Origin of the sequence: Streptosporangium sp. NPDC049248, assembly GCF_040678965.1 — a bacterium.
GTDB lineage: Bacteria > Actinomycetota > Actinomycetes > Streptosporangiales > Streptosporangiaceae > Streptosporangium > Streptosporangium fukuiense.
Genome location: NZ_JBFAQY010000004.1, coordinates 36,726 through 55,597 on the forward strand (window position 1 = coordinate 36,726; position 18,872 = coordinate 55,597).

Annotated in this window: 15 protein-coding genes; 11 read left to right on the plus strand and 4 right to left on the minus strand. The window is 70.1% G+C overall.

Annotated elements, in window-relative coordinates; translation table 11 throughout:
- Window positions 1-399: 399 nt before the first annotated feature.
- The 5 genes from AB0K21_RS09465 to AB0K21_RS09485 all read left to right on the plus strand — a co-directional run bounded on the left by AB0K21_RS09465 (window position 400) and on the right by AB0K21_RS09485 (window position 8,227).
- Window positions 400-1,686 carry a cellulose binding domain-containing protein gene (locus AB0K21_RS09465; protein ID WP_343964455.1) on the plus strand — a complete coding sequence of 429 codons (1,287 nt, stop codon included), beginning with the start codon at window positions 400-402 and terminating at the stop codon, window positions 1,684-1,686.
- Window positions 1,687-2,080: 394 nt separating this feature from the next.
- Window positions 2,081-3,091, plus strand: coding sequence for a ketoacyl-ACP synthase III family protein (locus AB0K21_RS09470; RefSeq protein WP_343964453.1), 1,011 nt, complete (start codon window positions 2,081-2,083; stop codon window positions 3,089-3,091).
- Complete coding sequence (locus AB0K21_RS09475) at window positions 3,088-3,339, plus strand: phosphopantetheine-binding protein (protein ID WP_364149013.1); 252 nt, start codon at window positions 3,088-3,090, stop codon at window positions 3,337-3,339. The genes AB0K21_RS09470 and AB0K21_RS09475 overlap by 4 nt, the downstream gene beginning before the upstream one ends.
- A 19-nt stretch (window positions 3,340-3,358) precedes the next feature.
- Window positions 3,359-4,402, plus strand: a complete 1,044-nt coding sequence (locus AB0K21_RS09480) for a ketoacyl-ACP synthase III family protein (protein WP_364149015.1) — start codon at window positions 3,359-3,361, stop codon at window positions 4,400-4,402.
- Window positions 4,403-4,423: 21 nt separating this feature from the next.
- Entirely contained in the window at window positions 4,424-8,227 is a 3,804-nt protein-coding gene (locus AB0K21_RS09485; protein WP_364149017.1) for a beta-ketoacyl synthase N-terminal-like domain-containing protein, read from the plus strand.
- A 239-nt stretch (window positions 8,228-8,466) separates the two neighbouring features.
- Here the strand turns inward: AB0K21_RS09485 and AB0K21_RS09490 are convergent, their stop codons facing one another.
- Entirely contained in the window at window positions 8,467-8,841 is a 375-nt protein-coding gene (locus tag AB0K21_RS09490; RefSeq protein ID WP_364149019.1) for a hypothetical protein, read from the minus strand.
- Window positions 8,842-9,140: 299 nt separating this feature from the next.
- On the opposite strand from AB0K21_RS09490, the gene AB0K21_RS09495 reads away from it, so the two are divergent.
- Together AB0K21_RS09495 and AB0K21_RS09500 are read left to right on the plus strand one after the other, a co-directional pair.
- A complete protein-coding gene (locus tag AB0K21_RS09495) occupies window positions 9,141-9,656 on the plus strand; it encodes a DUF4240 domain-containing protein (protein WP_343964443.1) in 516 nt (171 codons plus the stop codon).
- Between the two features lie 214 nt (window positions 9,657-9,870).
- A complete protein-coding gene (locus AB0K21_RS09500) occupies window positions 9,871-10,782 on the plus strand; it encodes a MerR family transcriptional regulator (RefSeq protein ID WP_343964441.1) in 912 nt (303 codons plus the stop codon).
- 123 nt (window positions 10,783-10,905) lie between these two features.
- Here AB0K21_RS09500 and AB0K21_RS09505 read toward each other — a convergent pair whose 3' ends face one another.
- Window positions 10,906-11,580 carry a helix-turn-helix domain-containing protein gene (locus tag AB0K21_RS09505; RefSeq protein ID WP_343964439.1) on the minus strand — a complete coding sequence of 225 codons (675 nt, stop codon included), beginning with the start codon at window positions 11,578-11,580 and terminating at the stop codon, window positions 10,906-10,908.
- A gap of 107 nt (window positions 11,581-11,687) precedes the next feature.
- Here AB0K21_RS09505 and AB0K21_RS09510 point away from each other — a divergent pair, with 107 nt between their 5' ends.
- From AB0K21_RS09510 to AB0K21_RS09520, 3 genes are all read left to right on the plus strand, one after another.
- Window positions 11,688-12,620 (plus strand): NADP-dependent oxidoreductase, encoded by a 933-nt coding sequence (locus AB0K21_RS09510; RefSeq protein WP_364149022.1) that lies wholly within the window; start codon window positions 11,688-11,690, stop codon window positions 12,618-12,620.
- 385 nt (window positions 12,621-13,005) lie between these two features.
- Entirely contained in the window at window positions 13,006-13,755 is a 750-nt protein-coding gene (locus AB0K21_RS09515; protein WP_364149024.1) for a helix-turn-helix domain-containing protein, read from the plus strand.
- Window positions 13,752-16,292 (plus strand): PEP/pyruvate-binding domain-containing protein, encoded by a 2,541-nt coding sequence (locus AB0K21_RS09520; protein WP_364149026.1) that lies wholly within the window; start codon window positions 13,752-13,754, stop codon window positions 16,290-16,292. Before AB0K21_RS09515 ends, AB0K21_RS09520 begins: the two co-directional genes overlap by 4 nt.
- 126 nt (window positions 16,293-16,418) lie before the next feature.
- On the opposite strand, the gene AB0K21_RS09525 is transcribed toward AB0K21_RS09520, so the two are convergent.
- Entirely contained in the window at window positions 16,419-17,300 is an 882-nt protein-coding gene (locus AB0K21_RS09525) for an NAD(P)-binding domain-containing protein (protein ID WP_343964431.1), read from the minus strand.
- Window positions 17,301-17,396: 96 nt separating this feature from the next.
- Here AB0K21_RS09525 and AB0K21_RS09530 point away from each other — a divergent pair, with 96 nt between their 5' ends.
- Window positions 17,397-17,753, plus strand: a complete 357-nt coding sequence (locus tag AB0K21_RS09530) for a helix-turn-helix domain-containing protein (RefSeq protein ID WP_343964429.1) — start codon at window positions 17,397-17,399, stop codon at window positions 17,751-17,753.
- A 25-nt stretch (window positions 17,754-17,778) separates the two neighbouring features.
- On the opposite strand, the gene AB0K21_RS09535 is transcribed toward AB0K21_RS09530, so the two are convergent.
- On the minus strand, window positions 17,779-18,789 hold the full coding sequence (locus tag AB0K21_RS09535) for a GNAT family N-acetyltransferase (protein WP_343964427.1): 1,011 nt from the start codon (window positions 18,787-18,789) through the stop codon (window positions 17,779-17,781).
- Window positions 18,790-18,872: the final 83 nt, after the last annotated feature.

Below are 18,872 nucleotides of genomic sequence, written 5' to 3' on the forward strand. Positions count from 1 at the left end.
TCTCGGGGTTCCAGCCGCTGTCCAATTCCAGACGTGGCGGCCTTGAAAGACCTCGTGGGCGGGTATCCGACCGCCTGTGCATGCCATGGATGATCTGGACTGTCTTCGTACTATGTGATCTATAAAGTACGATTTATACCGCTCTTCCTGTTCGGTTGGCACGATGTGCAGAAAACTTTGACCATCGTCACTTACCTGTCATATCGTCTCCCCGCCCATATCGATGTAAGCCGCGACACTCGAGCAGGACGTTGTTCTCGCATGCGCTACGGTCGGCGTGCTGATCGTGGCTGCCCCGGCACAGGAGAAGACACGGACGGTCACCGGGGAAGCGGCGATCATCCGACCAACCGGAGTCGCACCATGCAAGCTCGAATCTGCAGGGCCATGATTGTCGGCATGGCGATGACCGTGCTGGCCACCGTCGGTGTGTCAGCTGCTTCCGCGCCGCCGGCTCACGCCACGCAGGTGATCACCGATATCGCTTACGCGCCCGCACAACCGGCCGGCAGCAGGGGACATCTACTGGACCTCTACCTGCCGTCCACCGGCATCACGCCCCGGCCGCTGCTGATCTGGCACACCGGCTCGGCGTGGACGAGCGACGACGGCAAGGCCGGCACGGACGCGATCGCGAACATCTTCAACCCGCTGGGCTTCGCCGTGGCCGGCGTCAGCGTCCGGTCCAGCGCTCAGGCGATCTTCCCGGCCCAGGTGCACGACATCAAGGCGGCCATCCGCTGGCTGCGCGCGAACGCCGCCACGTACCAGATCGACCCCAACCGCTTCGCGATCATGGGCGACTCCTCGGGCGGCTGGCTGACGGAGATGGCCACCCTGTCCGGCGGCGTGGCGGCACTGGAGGGCACCGTCGGCACGACCGGCGTCTCCAGCGCCGTGCAGACAGGACTCGCCTTCTACAGCCCGACCGACTTCCTGCAGATGAACGCACAGAACCTGCCGACCGGCGGGCTTGACCACAACTCTCCCGCCTCCCCGGAATCCCTCCTGGTCGGCTGCCCGATCCAGACCTGCCCGGCCCAGGTGGCCCAGGCCAATCCGATGACCTACGTCGACAGCAACGACCCGCCGCTGATGTTCCTGCACGGCCAGGCCGACTTCCTGGTACCGCACGGGCAGAGCGTCCTGCTCTACAACAGGATCAAGGCTCAGTGCGGCAACGCCACGTTCGTCTCGGTACCCGGGGCGGATCACATGGTGCCCCAGATCATGGACCCCGCCCAGTACGGCATGCAGACCGTCCGCACCACCTCCAACTGCGCCGAGACCGTCGGCACCGGCACGTTGAACCCCACCTGGGCCAACTTCGCGACCTTCCTGCGCGGCGGGCTCAAGATGGGCACCTCCTGCGAGGTCACCTACTCCACCGGCGTCTGGAACGGCGCCTTCAACGGCAGCGTGACCATCAGGAACACCGGCACGACCGCCATCGACGGCTGGACCTTGACGTGGACCTGGCCGGGCAACCAGCAGATCACGACCGCCTGGAACGCCACGGTGACCCAGACCGGCACCCAGGTGACCGTCCGTGACGCCGGCCACAACTCCTACGTCGGCCCCGGCTCCAGTCAGAGCTTCGGCTTCTCGGCGACCGCCACCGGGACGAACGACATTCCAGCCCAGTTCAAACTCAACAACATCGTCTGCACGAGAGTGCCCGCCTGATATGACGCACCGGGCCTGAGCTGAACGGCGACGGCCCGGCACCGTTTTCTCCCGTCGTCCGGAATTACATTCGGGAAAACGCGGCGTGGAGCGGAAAGGCGCATTTCCAGAATTAAACACGCTCCGTCGAATCCCGGTCACGGAATGTCGCGGACCGGGACGCCGGCGTTCATATTGCTTTATCCGACGGTCCGCCCCTAGTCTTGCCCCGGACGGCTCGCCGGCCTATTTCCTGTTGTTTTCATTGGCCGGCCGGGGGCCGCTTGATATCCCGGACCCAAAATAAATCGGATAAGCCGCCTTCCGCTGCCTGAAGGCCGTTGTCCGGGATCGTCTATGAGTTAGGAAACGTGTGCGTACATCCAATATGTTCGTCAGGAGTCTCGGCGTCTATGTGCCTGAGAGTGTGAGCGTCGAGCAGGCGGTTCGCGAGGGCTGGTACCCGGGCGAGGAGGCCGAGAAGTTCCAGCAGATCGGCGCGGCGGTGGCCGGCGACATGCCCGCGCCCGAGATGGCGCGTCTCGCGGTCCTGGACGCGTACGACCGCTGGGGGGAGTCCTCCCCGCGCGATCTCGACCTTCTGCTCTACCCGTCGGTCTGGCACCAGGGCCCGAACGGCTGGCAGCCCCAGCACTACCTGCAAATGCACCTCCTCGGCGGGAACGTGCCGGCGTTCGAGATCCGGAGCGGCTGCGTAGGGATGATCAGCTCGCTCGAACTGGCGGCGAGCTACCTGCAGGCCGACGCGGACCGGGAGACGGCCATGGTCGTCTCCTCGGACAACCACGGCACCCCGCTGGTGGACCGCTGGCGGATGACCCCCGGGGCGCTGATCGGCGACGCCGCGGCCGCGCTCATCCTCGGCAAGGGGTACGGCATGGCCGAGCTCCTGTCGGTGAACGTGACGGTGATCCCGGAGGCCGACGCGGTCAACGACGGCGCCTACCCCCTGTTCCCCCCGGACGCCACCATCGGCAGAGGGCTGAGTTTCGGAGACCGGCACGAGGAGTTCCGTCAGCGGCTGCTCAAGGCGCAGGGAACCGGTATTCATCTGACGATCCAAAAAACGATGATGCAACAGGTCGAACAGACCCTGGACGAGGCCGGGATCGGACTTTCCGACATCACCCGGGTGGCGTTGCCGCACGGCCGCCGTGAGGACCTGGACGGGCAGATGTCCTGGCTGGGCATCGACGAGGATCAGACGACCTGGGACTACGGAAGGCGCGTGGGTCACTGCGGCGCGGTGGACCAGTTCATCGCCTTCGAGCATCTGATCGCGACCGGCGGGCTCGTGGCCGGCGATCATCTGCTCATGGTCGGGTTCGGCTCCGGGACGTCCGTCGCCGCGGCGGCGTTCAGGGTCCTGGCCACCTCTCCCGTCACGAGCGGGGCACGCGCATGACCGAGCTCACGCGAAGGCTGGTCGACTTCATCCAGGAGAACCTCGTCCTGGACGGCGACGACATCAAGGTCGACGAGACGACCCCGCTCCTGCTGTCGGGTCTCCTGGACTCCCTGCGGACGGCGCGGCTGCTGAACTTCCTCCGGAGGGACATCGGCGTCCCGATCCCCGCCGCGAAGCTCGACCCCGAGAACTTCCGGGACGTCGTGACCATCGTGGCGATGGTCAGAGAACTCGAATCCGTTTAGCCGGGGCAAGGGCAGAGTCATGCAGTTGGCGGACACGTACATCAGCGGAGTGGGAGCCTTCCTCCCCCGGACCGTCGTCAGCGTCGAGAAAGCCGTCGCCAAAGGCTGGTACCCGGCCGAAGAGGCCGAGCTGCACAACCTGGCCGGGGCGGCGGTGGCCGGTGACGTACCGGCTCCGGAGATGGCCCTGCACGCGGCGCGGAGCGCGCTCAAGCGCAGCGGTCGGGCGCCGGCCGACCTGGATCTTCTCCTGTACGCCTCGACGTGGCACCAGGGACCGGACGGCTGGCCTCCGCACTCCTACCTGCAGCGTCACCTCGTCGGCGGGGACGTCCTGGCCGCCGAGATCCGGCAGGGCTGCAACGGGATGTTCATCGCCCTGGAACTGGCGGCCGGCTACCTGGGCGCCGCTCCCGGCCGGCAGGCCGCCTTGCTGGTCTCCGCCGACAATTACGGCACCCCGCTGATGGACCGGTGGCGGATGGGCCCCGGCTACATCGGCGGGGACGCAGCCGGCGCGCTCGTGCTCACCAAGGAGCGGGGTTTCGCGCGCCTGACGTCGGTCTGCACGACGACGGTGGTGGAAGCCGAGGAACTGCACCGGGGCAGCGAACCCCTGTTCCCCCCGGGCGTCACGGTCGGGCGCCGGATGAGCTTCGCGGCCAGGAACGAGCAGTTCCGGCAGCAGGTCATGCCCAAGGGCGAGGCCACCGCGGCGCTGTTCAAGATCCAGCGGGCGTTGCTGGAGGTCATCGAGCGCGTGCTGGCCGAGAGCGGGATCGAGGCCCGCGATCTCGCCCGGGTGGCGTTCATGAACTACTCCGAGGAGATCGTCGAACAGCGGTGCATGGCCGCGCTCGACCTGCCCATGTCCCGCTCGACCTGGGACTACGGCCGCACCATCGGCCACTGCGGGGCCGGCGACCAGGTCCTCTCCCTCGACCACCTGCTCATGACCGGGCAGCTGGGTCCCGGCGACCACATGCTGATGCTCGGCACCGGGCCGGGGGTGACCGTCTCCGGCGCCGTGATCAAGATCATCGAAAATCCTCAATGGGTCTGAACCGAAGGGAAACGAAAGCAGATGGTCGACAGCCCGCGCGGAGTCCGGGCGGAACCGGTGGCGGTGGTCGGGATCGGATTCCGCCTTCCCGGCGACGTCCGCTCACCGGACGAGTTCTGGGACCTGCTGTGCGCCGGCCGGAACACGACCCGGCCGCTGCCCGCCGAACGCTGGCGCCGGTATGAGAACCGGAGCCCCGAATACGCCGCCGCGCTGCGCGACGCCGTGCGTCACGGCAGCTTCCTGAGCGACATCGAGGGCTTCGACGCGGAGTTCTTCGGCCTGTCGCCCCGCGAGGCCGAGCTGATGGACCCGCAGCAGCGGATCCTGATGGAGACCGTGTGGGAGGCCCTGGAGAACGCCGGCCTGCCGCCGCACCGGCTGGCCGGCACCGACGCCGGGGCGTTCATCGGGGTCTGCACGGCCGACTACGGCGGCCGCCTGTTGGAGGACCTGCCCCAGATCGAGGCGTGGACCGGGATCGGCGCCGCGACCTGCGCCGTCGCCAACCGCATCTCCTACTCCCTGGACCTGCGCGGACCCAGCATGGCGATCGACACCGCCTGCTCGGCGTCGCTGGTCGCGCTGCACCTGGCCGCGCAGAGCCTGCGGCTCGGCGAGAGCGACATCGCCCTCGCCGGCGGCGTCAACCTGCTGGTCACCCCGGGCCAGACCCTCACGCTCGGCACAGCCGGAGCCCTGGCCCCCGACGGGCGGTCCAAGTCGTTCGACGCGTCGGCCGACGGCTACGGGCGCGGCGAGGGCTGCGGCGTGGTCGTGCTCAAGCGGCTGTCCGACGCGCAGCGCGACGGCGACCGGATCCTCGCGCTCGTCATCGGCAGCGCCGTGAACCAGGACGGGCACACCAACGGCATCATGGCGCCGTGCGGGGAGGCTCAGGAACACGTGATGACCCGGGCCTGTCGGCAGGCGGGCGTCGCGCCGTCCACCGTCGACTACATCGAGGCGCACGGCACCGGGACCCGGCTTGGCGACCCGCTCGAAGCGGGGGCGCTCTCCTCCGTGTACGGCACGCGGCGGTCCCCCGGCGACCCGTGCCTCATCGGCTCGGTCAAGTCCAACATCGGTCACCTCGAAGGCGCCGCCGGCATCGCCGGCGTCATCAAGGCGGTGCTCGCCCTCGACCGCGGTGAGATCCCCCCGAGCGTGCTGACCACCCTGAACCCGGCCATCCCGTGGGAGACCTCGGGCCTTCGCGTGGTGACCGAACGATCAGCCTGGCCGGAGCGCGACCACCCCCGCCGGGCGGGCGTCTCCAGCTTCGGGTACGGCGGCACGGTCGCGCACATCGTGCTGGAGCAGGCTCCTTCAGCCCGGGAGGCGCCCCGGGGTGAGGGGACCGGAGAGCTGTTCCCGCTGTCTGCCGCGTCGGAGCAGGCTCTGCGACAGTACGCGGGCAGGCTCGCCGATCACCTCGGCAACGGGCTCGACCTGGCGTCGGCGGGGCACACGCTGGCGCTCCGGCGCACCCATCTGGCCCGTCGTGCCGTCGTGATCGGGGCGGACAGGGACGAGCTGGCGGCCGGCCTGCGCAGGCTCGCGGAGGACGTGCCGGCCGAGGCCGTCCTCACCGGTGACGTGCTGCCCGAGCTCGGCCCCGGGCCGGTCTGGGTCTTCTCCGGTCAGGGCTGCCAGTGGCGCGGGATGGGGCGGGAGCTGCTCGCCGTGCCGGAGTTCGCGTCCCTGGTCGACGAGGTGGAGCCGATCTTCGCCGAGGAGATCGGCTTCTCTCCCCGGCAGGTTCTGGCCGACGGTGACCTCGACACCATCGACCGCGTGCAAACCATGATCTTCGTGATGCAGCTGGGCCTCGCCAGGCTCTGGAACGCGTACGGGGTCGCTCCGAAGGCCGTCATCGGTCACTCCGTCGGCGAGATCGCGGCGGCCGTGACGGCCGGCGCGATGACCGTCGCCGACGGCGCCCGCCTGATCTGCCGCCGCTCCCGGCTGCTGCGCCAGGCCGAGGGCAAGGGGGCCATGGTGATGGTCGACCTGTCCTTCGAGGAGGCGGCGGAGAGGCTGGCCGGCCGTACCGACCTGGTGGCCGCGATCTCGTCGGCACCCGGCTCCACCGTGCTGTCCGGCGACGTCGCCGCGGTCGAGGCGGTGCTGAACGAGTGGCCGGCCGAGGGCATCGTGGTGCGGCGGGTGGCGTCGGATGTCGCCTTCCACAGCCCGCAAATGGAGCCTCTGGCCGTCGAACTGGCCGCCGCCACCGCCGATCTCTCGTTCGGGGCGCCTCGCGTCCCCATGTACACGACCGCGCTGGCGGACCCCCGGTCGACGCCCGTCCTGGACGGCGCGTACTGGGCGGCGAACCTCCGGGACCCGGTGCGGCTGACCGCGGCGACGACGGCCGCGGCGCAGGACGGCTACCGCGTGTTCCTGGAGATCTCCCCTCACCCCGTGGTCGCGCACTCGGTGACCGAGACGCTCTCGGAGAACGGGTTCGAGGACGTGTTCGTCGGCACGTCGCTGCGCCGGAACCAGCCGGAGCCGCAGACCTTCCTCGTCGCGCTGGGCACGGCGCACTGTCACGGCGTCGATGTGGACTGGAGCCGGCTGCAGCCGTCCGGCGGCCTGGCCGAGCTGCCGCCGTACGCCTGGCAGCACCGCCGCCACTGGCGCGAATCGTACATTGAGGACGACAACCGAGGGCACGACGTGCACTCCCACACCCTGCTCGGAGCCGGAACCAGCCTCGCGGGCAGCCGGACCCGGGTGTGGCGGACCAGTTTGGAGGACGCCAACCGGCCCTACCCGGGCAGCCACACCCTCAACGGGGTCGAGATCGTGCCCGCCGCCGTGCTGGTCAACACGTTCCTGCACGCGGTCGAGGACGAGGACGTCACGCTCACCGACGTGGAGATGATGCATCCGCTGATGACCGCGGAGCGCAGGCAGATCCAGGTCGTGCACGAGCCTCCGGTGGTACGGCTCGCGGCCCGTACACCGGCCGGCCCCGACGAGCCCGAACCCGCCTGGCTGGTGCACGTCACCGCGGACGTGGCCGCTCCGGGCCAGGTGAAACCAGACGTGCTGCCGGACGCCGGTGCTCTCACCCCGATCGACCCCGGGTTCGTGCACAGGCGGCTGGCCACCGTCGGCGTGCCCTCGACGGGCTTCGACTGGAGGATCGAGACGCTGCTGAGCGGAGACGGCGTGCTGCGGGCCACGGTCCGCACCGGGGAACCGGGGAGCTGGGCGCCGGCACTGGACGCGACGATGTCCGTGGCGCCCTGCGTGTTCCCCGGCGATCCGGTGCTGCGCATGGTCGTGCACATCGACGAGATGGTGCTGATCGGCACGCCACCCTCGACAGTGATCATCGACGCGGCCGTCGACCCGGACGCCGACGACACCGTTCGGGCGCTCCTGGCCGACGTGGACGGCCGGGTGGTGGGACACCTCACGGGACTCCGCTATCCGGTGATCGACGCGCCCGCCCCGGCCGAGGAGGATCTCCGGGGGCCCGCGGAGGCGTTCGCCGGCCTGACGCCCGAGGACCTGCGCGAGCGCGTCCTGCCCGAGGTCCGCGCGGAGATCGCGGCCGTGATGAGGCTGGCCGCTGAGGACCTGGCGCCCCGGCGTCCCCTTGTCGAGCAGGGGCTGGACTCGGTGATGACCGTCATGGTCCGGCGGCGCCTGGAGAAGCGCTTCGGCTGCCGTCTCCCCGCGACCCTGCTGTGGCAGCAGCCGACCATCTCCGCGATCGCGGACCACCTGGTGGGGCTTCTCACGGCCCCGAGGCCTGAGGCGGCGGCGGAGACCGTTCCCGAGAGCATGCCCGCGATCGGGGGCTGAGGCCGTCGGCCGGGTGGCCCGAGGGGGCGATCCCCTCGGGCCACCCGGCTGTCGCGTTCGGCTGTCGCTCCCGGCTGGATTCGGCCGCACCACCCGCCGCGTCCCAGCCGTTCGGCCCCGTCGTTCCCGTCCACGACCCATAGCTCGATCTTGCGATGTCCCTGTTCGGCGGCCCTCAAGGACCTCCCCGCCTGCTGATCACCGTCATGGGCCGGCCCCCGCCGTGCGCAGGACGGGCCTCAGCACCAGTTCGCGGTGCCGCTCACGTGTGTCGCGTTGTCGTTGGAGATCCACCCCTTGGTCTGGGTGCCCTTTACCCGGCCGTAGTTCCAGACTTTCCCGGAATCCGGGTTCAACACGAAACACCAGACGTAGAAGATGGTGCCTTCGCTGAGAAGAGTGATGTTCCCGCAGACCGAGCCGATGCCGTTCTTGAGGTTGTAGTTGCCCTTCATCCTCAGGACCTGGTCCGAGTTGTTCTGGACCGAGTTCTGATGACACTCCGCCGCCTGGGCGGACGCGGACGAGACACCGGTGACACCCCCCAAGCCGGCCATCACGATCGCCGAGGCCAGGACCGCCGCCGTCTTCTGCTTGATCCGCTGTACGCGCATGCACGACTCCTTCATCACGACCGGTGACACGGGAACAACTGCCGACCCCCAGGGACACGATCGCCTCGAAAATCCGGCATGACCGTTGAATCCGCACCCCGACGGTAAGTGACTGCGTACTTCAGGTCGTCAACCAACGGGATCGATCTCCTACCGCGTCCGGTGTAATCGGCACTACAACCAGCGCGGCAGGAGAGTCGGTGACCGGCGAGCCGCCCGGACGGCGGCTGACTGTCGGTGCCTTCTGGTTGGGTGAGCGGCACAGATCGCAGGGTTGGTCATGAGAGGCGGCGACGGGCATGAAGGACGAGGCAGGTTTCTGGGACCTGGTGGAGGCGGCCTGGGCACCGCTGGGGGTGGACGTCAACCAGGCGCGACGGGAGCTGGCGCATCGGACGCCCGCCCCCGGCGAGGACCCTTACGACAATCCGCCGTTCACCGTGGTCGACACCGCTCTGAAGGAGTTCCTGAGCAATCTCGGCTCCCTCAGCGAGGGGTTGTCGGCGGACGAACTGACGGACCTCGACCGGGTGGTCGAGGCCAAGCTCCATGACATCGACCGCGCGGACGTCCACGCGGTCACCGACGGCTCCGACGACGGTTTCCTCTACGCGCGCGGCTTCATCGTCGCGCTGGGCCGCGACTTCTACGCCGCGGTGGCCGAGGATCCGAAGAAGGCGGTGCCGGACGCCGAGTGCGAGAGGATGTGCTATTTCTTCGCCCACCTGCACCACGAGCGCTACGGCACTTTCCCGGACACCGGATCGGGAATCTCCCGCGAGTCATGCTCGAACCCGGTCGGCTGGCCCAGCTGACTTGCCACCCGTGGGGCTCGCGTACGACACAGAGCTCAGAAAAACCGGGGGTCGTGGAGCTGAGGGTGCGGGCACGAAGCGCTTTTCCCAGCTGACGTACGGGCGGGGGAAGCCCGGTGGCCGTCAGAGGTTCGCGGCGCCCGCCGGCCGTTGCCCCGAGGAAGCACATAATTCGGTTTGACTCTCCAGCGACTGGAGGGTCGATGCTGCTGTGATGAACGACCGCGACCGACTGCTCACCATCGGACAGCTGGCCGACCGCACGGGCCTGTCGGTGCGTACGATCCGCTTCTGGTCCGATATCGACGTCATCCCGCCGACGCGCCGGTCGGCGGGCGGCTTCCGCCTGTACGACATGGAGGCGGTGGCCCGGCTCGACCTGGTGCGGACGCTACGCGAACTGGGGCTGGACCTCGACACCGTCCAGCAGGTCCTTACCAGGCAGTGCACGGTGGCCGACGTCGCGCGGGCGCACATGCGGGCGCTGGACACCCAGATCCGCTCCCTCCGGCTGCGCCGGGCAGTGCTGCGGTCGATCGCCCAGCAGGAGAGCACGACCGAGGAGATGATGCTCATGCACAAGTTGATCCGCCTGTCCGCTCAGGAACGGCAGCGAATGATCGACGACTTCGTCGACCGCACGTTCGACGGCATCGACCCGCAGGCGCCAGGGGCCCAGATCGCGGCCTCGATGCGCCAGATCCCGGCGGAGCTGCCGGACGAACCCACCCCGGAGCAGGTGGAGGCCTGGCTGGAACTCGCCGAACTCATCGGTGACGCCGGCTTCCAGGAGCGCGTGCGCCAGATGGCGGTGGCCGGCGCCGCACCCGGCGAAGAGTCCGGGCCGCAGCCGTACGATCCCGCTCTGGTCCTTGAGCACGCCGGGAGAGCGGTGGCCGCCGGCATCAGCCCCGAGTCGGCCGAGGGGAGGGCGATCCTGGATCGGATCGTGGATCCGGAGCTGCCCGCCGAAGACCGTATCCGGGTGGCCGACCAGGTGGAGACGTTCACCGACCGCCGGGTGGAGCGATACTGGCAGCTCGTGGGTGTGCTCAACGGCAGGCCGCCGTTTCCGCCCAGGGTCCCTGACTTCGAATGGTTCATCACCGCGCTGCGCGTGTTCTGATCCGACCCCGGCTTCAGCCGGGCCGCCCCAAGCCGTCCCACTCCCCCGAGCGGTCGGCGCCGACCTGCTCCTCGTATTTCATGGTCTTCGCGCCGACGGCCTGTTGACGAGGAGCCGGACCTTTCACACCGTCGGCGGGTTCACCAGGTGATGCGGTCCGAGGGCGACGGACGGTGGAAGGGGGGCGGGCGGGTCGGCCGGGTGGGCGTGGAGGGACTGGAGCAGCAGGGCCACCAGCCGGCGGGACGCGGCCAGCGTCGCCTCGGGGGACTCCGCGCTGACGCCTCCGTTGGCCATGATCAGGAGCTTGAGATCGTCGTACGCGAAGTCGGCGCGTAGCCGCCCGCTCTCCTTCGCGCGCCGCGTCAGTTCGGCGAAGCCGCGTACGTTGTGGTCGAGTTCCCGCTCGAAGCCGATCGCGCCGGGGAACGCCGAGAGGAACACCGCGGTGAAACCCCTGTCGACGGCCTGCATGGTGCACGCCTTCTCGATGACCGTGCAGAATCCGTGCCACGGGTCGGGGTCCGCGAGGGCGTCGTCGACGGCCGACGCGCACTCCGCTATCTGCTCGGCGAACACCTCGGTGATCAGCGATTCCTTCGTGGGGAAGCGGCGGTAGAGCGTCGCGACCCCGACGTCGGCACGCCGGGCGATCTCGCGCATCGTCACGTCGAGTCCGAGTGCGGCGAAGGTCTCGCGGGCCGCCTCGACGATCCGGTTGCGATTGTGCAGCGCATCGGTGCGCAGCCCCTGCGATTCGGCGGTGTCGCTCGGCATCCGAGAGGCGTTGGCGATCATGTCTCTCACTTTAGCGCAAGTGGACGGGGTGTTCCGATTTCATGTTAAGGTCCGAGACAAACGGAACACCCCGTCCGCTTTTGCTTCCATCCGGGAGAGGCACCGACATGTTCGCTCTTCAGTTCTCCCAGTACGGCTCCCCTGACGTGCTCACCGTCGCCGATGCCGAGGAGCCGCACGCCGGTCCCGGCGAGATCCGCATCACCGTCCGGGCCGCCGGCGTCACCCCCTCCGACTGGAAACTGCGCTCTGGCATGCTCCACCGGTTACTGCCCCTCGACCTGCCGCACATCCCCGGCGTGGACGCCGCGGGCATCGTCGACGAAATCGGGGACGGCGTCACCGGTGTCGCGGTCGGCGACGCCGTCTTCGGGCTGGTCGACGTCGCCGGCCACGGCGGCGCGGCGGCCGAGTTCGCCGTGCTCACCGTGTGGGCGGCCAAGCCGGACGCGCTGAGCTGGGAACAGGCCGGCGGCGCGGCGGCCGATGTCGAGACGGCCACCCGAGTCCTGAACGCCCTGGGCGTCACAGCGGGCACGATACTGCTGATCGAGGGCGCCGCCGGAGGCACCGGCACGGTCACCACACAGCTCGCGGTCGCCCGAGGGGCCACCGTGATCGGCACCGCCGGTCAACACAACCACGAGTTCCTCGCCGGCCTCGGTGCGACGCCCACCACCTACGGCCCCGGCCTCGTCGAGCGGGTCACCGCCCTGGCACCCGACGGTGTCGACGCGGTGCTCGACACCGCGGGCTCGGGTTCACTGCCCGATCTCGTCACCATCGCCGGTGACGCGAACCGGGTCGTGTCCATCGCCGACCCGAACGCGCACGAACACGGCGTACGGCTCTCCCTCGGCCCCGGCAACAGCGAACACGAGCTCGGCTACGCCGGGCTGGCCGTGGCGGCCGCCCTCGCCACCGAGGGCCGGTTCACCGTGCCACTGCACGCGGTCCTCCCCCTCAAGGACGGCGCGAAGGCCCACGAACTGAGCGCCACCGGTCACGCCCGCGGAAAGATCGTCCTGTCCGTACCGTGACCTCTGCGGCCCGCCCCCACGCCCATCAGGGCAGATACCGGCGTCTGACGGTGAACTGGTCCGGACACAGCGACGCCATCACACTCAGGTTCACCTGACCGGCGAAGGGTCGCCGCACTGCGCGTATTCCTGGTCCGACCCCGGCCTCAGCCGGGCCCCGGAGAAGGAAGGGCTCCGTCCCCTCGAACTGACGCCACCGCACCTCGTCACACTCCGGTTCCCGCCCGAGCAAAAGGTCATCTCGCGTTCGAGCCGGTCAGGGGCTCGGCAGCGGGGGCGTCGGTTCGGGGTGGCGGGCGTGCTCGCCCGCCACCCCGACGATGTGCTATCAATTAAATGACCAGATAAGCCCATAGGGTCAAGTTTTTGGGAAATGGTAGGGGTCGTGGAGTCACGGACCAGAAGAGTGGGGCGGCCGCCGCAGGACGCCTCGCAGCGGCTCGCGCGGGCGCACCACATCCTGGACATCGCCGGTGACCTCGTCCTGCGCTGGGGATACGACAAGACCACCGTCGAGGACATCGCCCGGCGGGCCGGGGTCGCCAAGGGCACGATCTACCTGCACTGGAAGACCCGCGAGGAGCTGTTCGCCGCGCTGCTGCGCCGTGAGCGGGTCGAGATGATCACCGAGGTGCGCAGGCGGATCGGCGAAGGCCCCGCCACCCTCCGAGAGCTGCTCAGGCTGCTCGCCTCCGGGATCCTGGGCAGGCCCCTGATCCGGGCGAGTGTCCTGGGCGACTCGGAGGTGCTGGGCAGGCTCACCCGCCAGAAGCGGGACCGTACGGCGGGCGCCGAACTGGACGCCGGCTTCCAGGGCTACTTCGGCACGCTGCTCGAACACGGCGCCCTGCGCAGCGACCTGACGCCCGCCGAGCAGGTGACCACGCTCGTCTCCATCCTGTACGGGTTCCTGAGCGCCCCGTCGATGATGCCGGCCGGGTACCGGCCGGCCGACGAGCGCCTGGCGGAGCTGATCGCCGACGCCGGCGGCAGAGCGCTGGAGCCCGGCGGCCCGATCCCGCCCGCCGACGCCCGCGCGGTGGCGCGGGCCACCCTGGAGTACGTCGACGCCGCCGTGGAGGCCGCGCAGCGGAAACTGCGCGTCTCCCTTGGCTCTGAGGAGAGTACGCCTTGAAGACCCTCCCCCTTGACGACGAAGCGGCCCGCCTCGCCCTGGCGGGCGGCAAGGGGGCCTCGCTGGCCCGGCTGGCCCGCGCGGGCCTGCCGGTTCCCGGAGGCTTCCACGTCACCACCGACGCCTACCTCGACTTCGTCTCACGCGACGGCCTGAACGACCAGATCATGGCGGCCGTCTCGGGCACGCCCCCCGAGGAGGCGTCCCGGCACATCGCGGCGCTGTTCGCCGCCCGGGAGATGCCCGCGGAGACCGCCGCCGAGATCCGCGCGGCCCACGCGAGACTCGGCGCGAACGTGCCGGTCGCCGTGCGCTCGTCGGCCACCGCCGAAGATCTTCCCGACATGTCGTTCGCCGGTCAGCAGGACACCTACCTCAACGTCCGCGCCGACGCCCTGCTGGACGCGGTCCGTCGCTGCTGGGCCTCGCTGTGGACCGCGCGCGCCATCGCCTACCGGACGGCGAACGGCGTACCGCACGACGGTGTGGCGCTGGCCGTGGTGGTGCAGGAGCTGGTGGAGGCCGACGCGGCGGGCGTCCTGTTCACCGCGAACCCGGTCACCGGCGCACGCGACCAGGTTGTGATCAACGCCTCCTGGGGGCTGGGCGAGGCCGTCGTGGGCGGGCAGGTGACGCCCGACACCGTCGTCGTCCGCAGGGCGGCCGGGGACGGCGGGGACTGCGGGGAGATCGTCGAGGAGCGCGTCGGCGACAAGACCGTCATGACGGTCCGCACGCCCGGCGGCACGCGTGAGGAACCCGTGCCCGAGGAGCTGCGCCGCCGCCGCGTGCTCGACCGCGGGCAGGTCCTGCGGCTCGCCCGGCTCGCGACGGAGATCGAGGAGCTGTACGGGACGGCCATGGACGTGGAGTGGGCCAGGCGCGACGGGGTGTTCCTCGTCCTGCAGGCCCGCCCGATCACCCGGCTCAGGCAGCCGGTCGAGGAGTGGAACGACAGCCTGGCCGGTGACTACCTGTGGACCGGCGCCAACCTCGGCGAGGCCATCCCCGACGTGATGACGCCGTGTACCTGGTCGCTGGTGCAGATCTTCATCGGCGAGGCGATGTCGGCCTCGAAGATGCCCGGTTTCAACGTGGTCGGCAACATCGGCGGCCGCTTCTACATGAACCTGAGCATCGCGTTCTCGGTGGCGCGGGCCCTGGGCATGCGGAGCAGGCTCGGCGCGATCGAGCAGGTCTTCGGCAAGCTGCCGCCCGGCCTGGACGTGCCGCTGCTGCCGGCCTCACGCTGGCGGATCGTCAAGGGCGTGCTGCCGCTCGCCTTCACCCTGCGCAGGCGGGTGGCGGTCAACACCGAGAGGATGCGCCCCTTCCTGGCCACGGCGCGGGAGCGCTGCACGGCGCTGCGCGGGCGGGTCGCCGCCGCCGCGACCACCGACGAGCTGGCCCGGCTCTGGGAGGCCGAGCTGCTGCCGTACTTCGTGGAGTCCTGCCAGGTCCTGGAGGCCGCCGGGCGCCAGGGTGGCAACGCCCTGGTGATGACCCGCGACAGGCTGCGCGAACTGGTGGGCGAGCGGGACGCCGAGGCCATGCTCACCGGCGCCAACGTCGACGGGGAACTGGCCAGTCTCGGCACGATCGTCGGCCTGGAGAGGCTCGCCGCCGAAGAGATCGACCGGGAGACGTTCGCCGAGGTCTACGGGCACCGGGGCGCGCACGAGTTCGAGGTCTCGACCGCCCGTCCCGGCGAGGACCCGGGGTGGATCGACGCGCAGCTCGCGGCCATGCCGGAAACGCGGGGACACGCCGGCACGCTGCTCGACCGGCAGCGGGAGGCGCGCGAGGCGGCCTGGAAGCGCTTCGGAGAGCGCTACCCCGACAAGGTGGCGAGGACGCGAGAGCGGGTGGCACGGTGGAACGCGATCGTCCGCGACCGGGAGACGGCCCGCTCGGAGGTGGTGCGCGCCTTCTGGGCGCTGCGCGCCTTCGTCCTGCGGGCCGGGGAGCTCACCGGCCACGGTGACGACCTGTTCTTCCTGCGGATCGAGGAGATCCTCGCCGTGCTGCGCCGCGACGCGTCCCCCCTGGAGAAGGTGGCGGTCCGGCGGGCGACGTACCAGCGGTACGCCGCGCTGCCCGCCTACCCCACGCTGATCGTCGGCCGCTTCGATCCGGAGCGCTGGGCCGCCGACCCCGGTCGGCGCGGCGACATCTTCGACGCCCGAGGGGACGGCGCCCCGGTGAGCGAGACGGTGACCGGCTTCCCCGGTGCGCCCGGCATCGTCGAGGGGGTCGTCCGCGTCATCTCCGGTCCCGAGGACGGTGACCGGCTCGCCCCGGGCGAGATCCTCGTGACGACGCTGACCAACATCGGCTGGACACCGATGTTCCCCCGTGCCGCCGCGGTCGTGACCGACATGGGCGCGCCCCTGTCGCACGCCTCGATCGTCGCCCGCGAGCTCGGCATCCCGGCCGTGGTCGGCACCGGCAACGCGACCATGCGCCTGCGCGACGGCGACCGGATCCGGGTCGACGGCGAGCGCGGCACGGTCGAACTGCTGGCACCGCCCCCGTGATCTCCGGAGTCGCCGGCGCCGCCTGCTCCGTGGCCGAGCGGGTGTTCCAGCTGGTCCGCCCCGTGCTTCGCCGGACACGCCCGGCCCCGTGGAGGTCGTCTCCCCGTCGCGGGGAGGCGAAGCACCTCAGCGAGTGAGCAGGTCGATCACGCCTGTAGTGCCCTCATCACCGTGGCCGCCGGCGAGGCGGCGTTCCATCAAGGCCGTGAACGGGGTCAGTAGCTCGGCGCTGACCCCCTGCTCCTCGGCCGTGCGCAGCAGCGTCGAGTTGCCCTCGACCATCATCGCGAGGTTGGAGACCACGCCTCTGGTGTAGTCGCCGCTCTCCAGGTGGCCGGCGATCTCGTACGCGGAGGGGGCCATGGCGGTGAGCCAATCGACCAGCAAAGGGGCGAAGTCCTTCGGTGCGATGTCCTCCTTGCGGATCAGTGCGAAGGCGTGCGAGATGCCGGCGAACATCCCGGTCATCGCGCTCAGCAACGCCACGTCGTGGAGGGCGGCGAAGCCGGGATCCTCACCGACGTACACGGTGCCGGCCGGGATGGCCAGTGCGCTGTGGCGGGCATCGAAGAGGGCACGGGATCCGCTGTAGAAGACATAGCCGCCGGATTCCGGCGCGCCGATCATCGGCGGGACCGCCATGATCCCACCGTCCAGGAAGCGGGCGCCACGCCTCTCGGCCCACTCGGCGCGAGCGCGGGCCTGGGCGGGGGTGCCGGTGGTGAGGTTGACCAGGTCCTTGCCCGTCAGATCGGCGTCGGCCAGGGCCTCGCCGACCGAGGCGTCGTCGAGCAGGCAGATGACCACGAGATCGCTCGCGGTCACCGCCTCGGCGACCGTTACGGCGACCGTCGCGCCCTCGGCGGCGAGCGGCTCGGCCCGGCTGGAGGTACGGTTCCAGACGGTCAGCGGATGCCCGGCGGCGAGCCAGGCACGGGCGAGCGCGGTGCCCATGGCGCCGAGCCCGAGGAGAGTGAGCCGGGACTTCTCAGAGGTGTTGTCGTTCATGCAGGTCAGACTTGCCGCACGCGCCGAATCGATCAAGTACGCACTTTGAGGTGCGTGGTTACTCTGGGGTGAGTGAGCAGGCGGGAGAGGTGAACCATGGTGGTCGCGCGGAGGCCGGGGGCGTACGTGTGTGGGATCGACGCGGCGATGGACGTGATCGGCGGCAAGTGGAAGGTGCTGATCCTCTGGGCGCTCGACGAACGGGCCTGCCGCTTCGGTGAGCTGCGCAGGCTGGTGCCAGGAGTGACCGAGAAGGTGCTCGCCTCCCATCTGCGGGAGTTGGAGGCGGACGGCATCGTGCACCGCGAGGTGTACGACGAGGTGCCGCCCCGCGTCGAATACTCGCTGACCTCGCTTGGCGTCTCGCTCAACGGGGCGCTGGCGCCGCTCGGCGCATGGGGACGGGAGCACATACTCGACAATGTGGAGGACCCTCAGCACGTCCCGCACTAGGCGGCGTCTGTTCCGCCCTCGCCCCTCAGGTGCCGTGATGGACCTGAGGCCGGGCGGCGAGCATGCGGACCATCAGCCGTTCGTGGAGGCCGGGGTCGTTGGTGTGCGGCTCGGACTCGCCGGTGGCCTCGAAACCCAGGCGCCGGTACAGCCGGTCAGCCCCGTCGTTGCCGTCCACCACCCACAGCTGGATCCTCCGATGTCCGTGCTCGGCGGCCCACGCGACGACCTCCTCGACGAGCAGGGCACCGATCCCGGCGCCCCGCGCGGCCGGATCGACCCACATGCCGTACACCTCGACCGCCCCACCCCGGCCTTCGGGCACCCAGCCGCCGACGACCCCGGCCACCCGGCCGTCAACGACCGCGACCGCCTTCACCCCGCGCTCCGGCAGCATCCCGGCACGCCACCGTGCCTCGTCGTACGCCTGTTCCCGCCCGAGCGAGGAGGAGAAGGCCTCCGGTGCGTCCGCCAGTGCCGCGAGCCGGACATCACGGAACGTCCTCCAGTCCTCGGTCGTCAGACGACGAACCTCGGCCGGCCCCGTCTGGAATCCATCTCGGCGCCCGGTCAGGGCCAGCTCGCCGACGACCTGATCGCCGCTCTTCTCACCGGTCGGGCGAAAGCCGAGCCGGAGGTAGAAGCGCTCGGGCCCGCGCTCTCCCGGAGCCCAGGTCACCGTCACGCGGTTCTGTCCACGTCCGCGGACCTCCTCGCACACGGACTCCACCGCGAAGCGGCCATATCCCCGCCCCTGCTGGTCGGCGGCGATGTTCAGCCGCCAGATTCCGCAGCGGGGCGTGTCATCCGGGTCGTCCGGGTTGAAACGGACCATGAAGAAGCCCATGACGAAGCCCACCAGCTGCTCACCGTCGAAGATCAGTCGAGGCCAGGCGACCTCAGGTCGCGCGTACGCCTCGGCGAGTGACCACGCGACCGGGTCCACGAACTCCTCCTGGTCGGGGCGCACCTTCAGCCGGCACGCTGCCTCGACATTGTCCGCGGTGACCTTCTCCAGGCGAAGCGACGAAGACATGCTGACAACCTACAGATCGTCTCCGAGAACTCAACGGGATAAATGCCGCCCACCTGGCCAGACTCCCCGGACAGGCCCGCCAT

Coding starts and splice junctions, on each gene's coding strand:
- AB0K21_RS09465 (WP_343964455.1), top strand. CDS start 400: ATGGCGATGACCGTGCTGGCCACCGTCGGTGTGTCAGCTGCTTCCGCG.
- AB0K21_RS09475 (WP_364149013.1), top strand. CDS start 3,088: ATGACCGAGCTCACGCGAAGGCTGGTCGACTTCATCCAGGAGAACCTC.
- AB0K21_RS09480 (WP_364149015.1), top strand. CDS start 3,359: ATGCAGTTGGCGGACACGTACATCAGCGGAGTGGGAGCCTTCCTCCCC.
- AB0K21_RS09485 (WP_364149017.1), top strand. CDS start 4,424: ATGGTCGACAGCCCGCGCGGAGTCCGGGCGGAACCGGTGGCGGTGGTC.
- AB0K21_RS09490 (WP_364149019.1), bottom strand. CDS start 8,841: ATGCGCGTACAGCGGATCAAGCAGAAGACGGCGGCGGTCCTGGCCTCG.
- AB0K21_RS09495 (WP_343964443.1), top strand. CDS start 9,141: ATGAAGGACGAGGCAGGTTTCTGGGACCTGGTGGAGGCGGCCTGGGCA.
- AB0K21_RS09500 (WP_343964441.1), top strand. CDS start 9,871: ATGAACGACCGCGACCGACTGCTCACCATCGGACAGCTGGCCGACCGC.
- AB0K21_RS09505 (WP_343964439.1), bottom strand. CDS start 11,580: ATGATCGCCAACGCCTCTCGGATGCCGAGCGACACCGCCGAATCGCAG.
- AB0K21_RS09510 (WP_364149022.1), top strand. CDS start 11,688: ATGTTCGCTCTTCAGTTCTCCCAGTACGGCTCCCCTGACGTGCTCACC.
- AB0K21_RS09525 (WP_343964431.1), bottom strand. CDS start 17,300: ATGAACGACAACACCTCTGAGAAGTCCCGGCTCACTCTCCTCGGGCTC.
- AB0K21_RS09530 (WP_343964429.1), top strand. CDS start 17,397: ATGGTGGTCGCGCGGAGGCCGGGGGCGTACGTGTGTGGGATCGACGCG.
- AB0K21_RS09535 (WP_343964427.1), bottom strand. CDS start 18,789: ATGTCTTCGTCGCTTCGCCTGGAGAAGGTCACCGCGGACAATGTCGAG.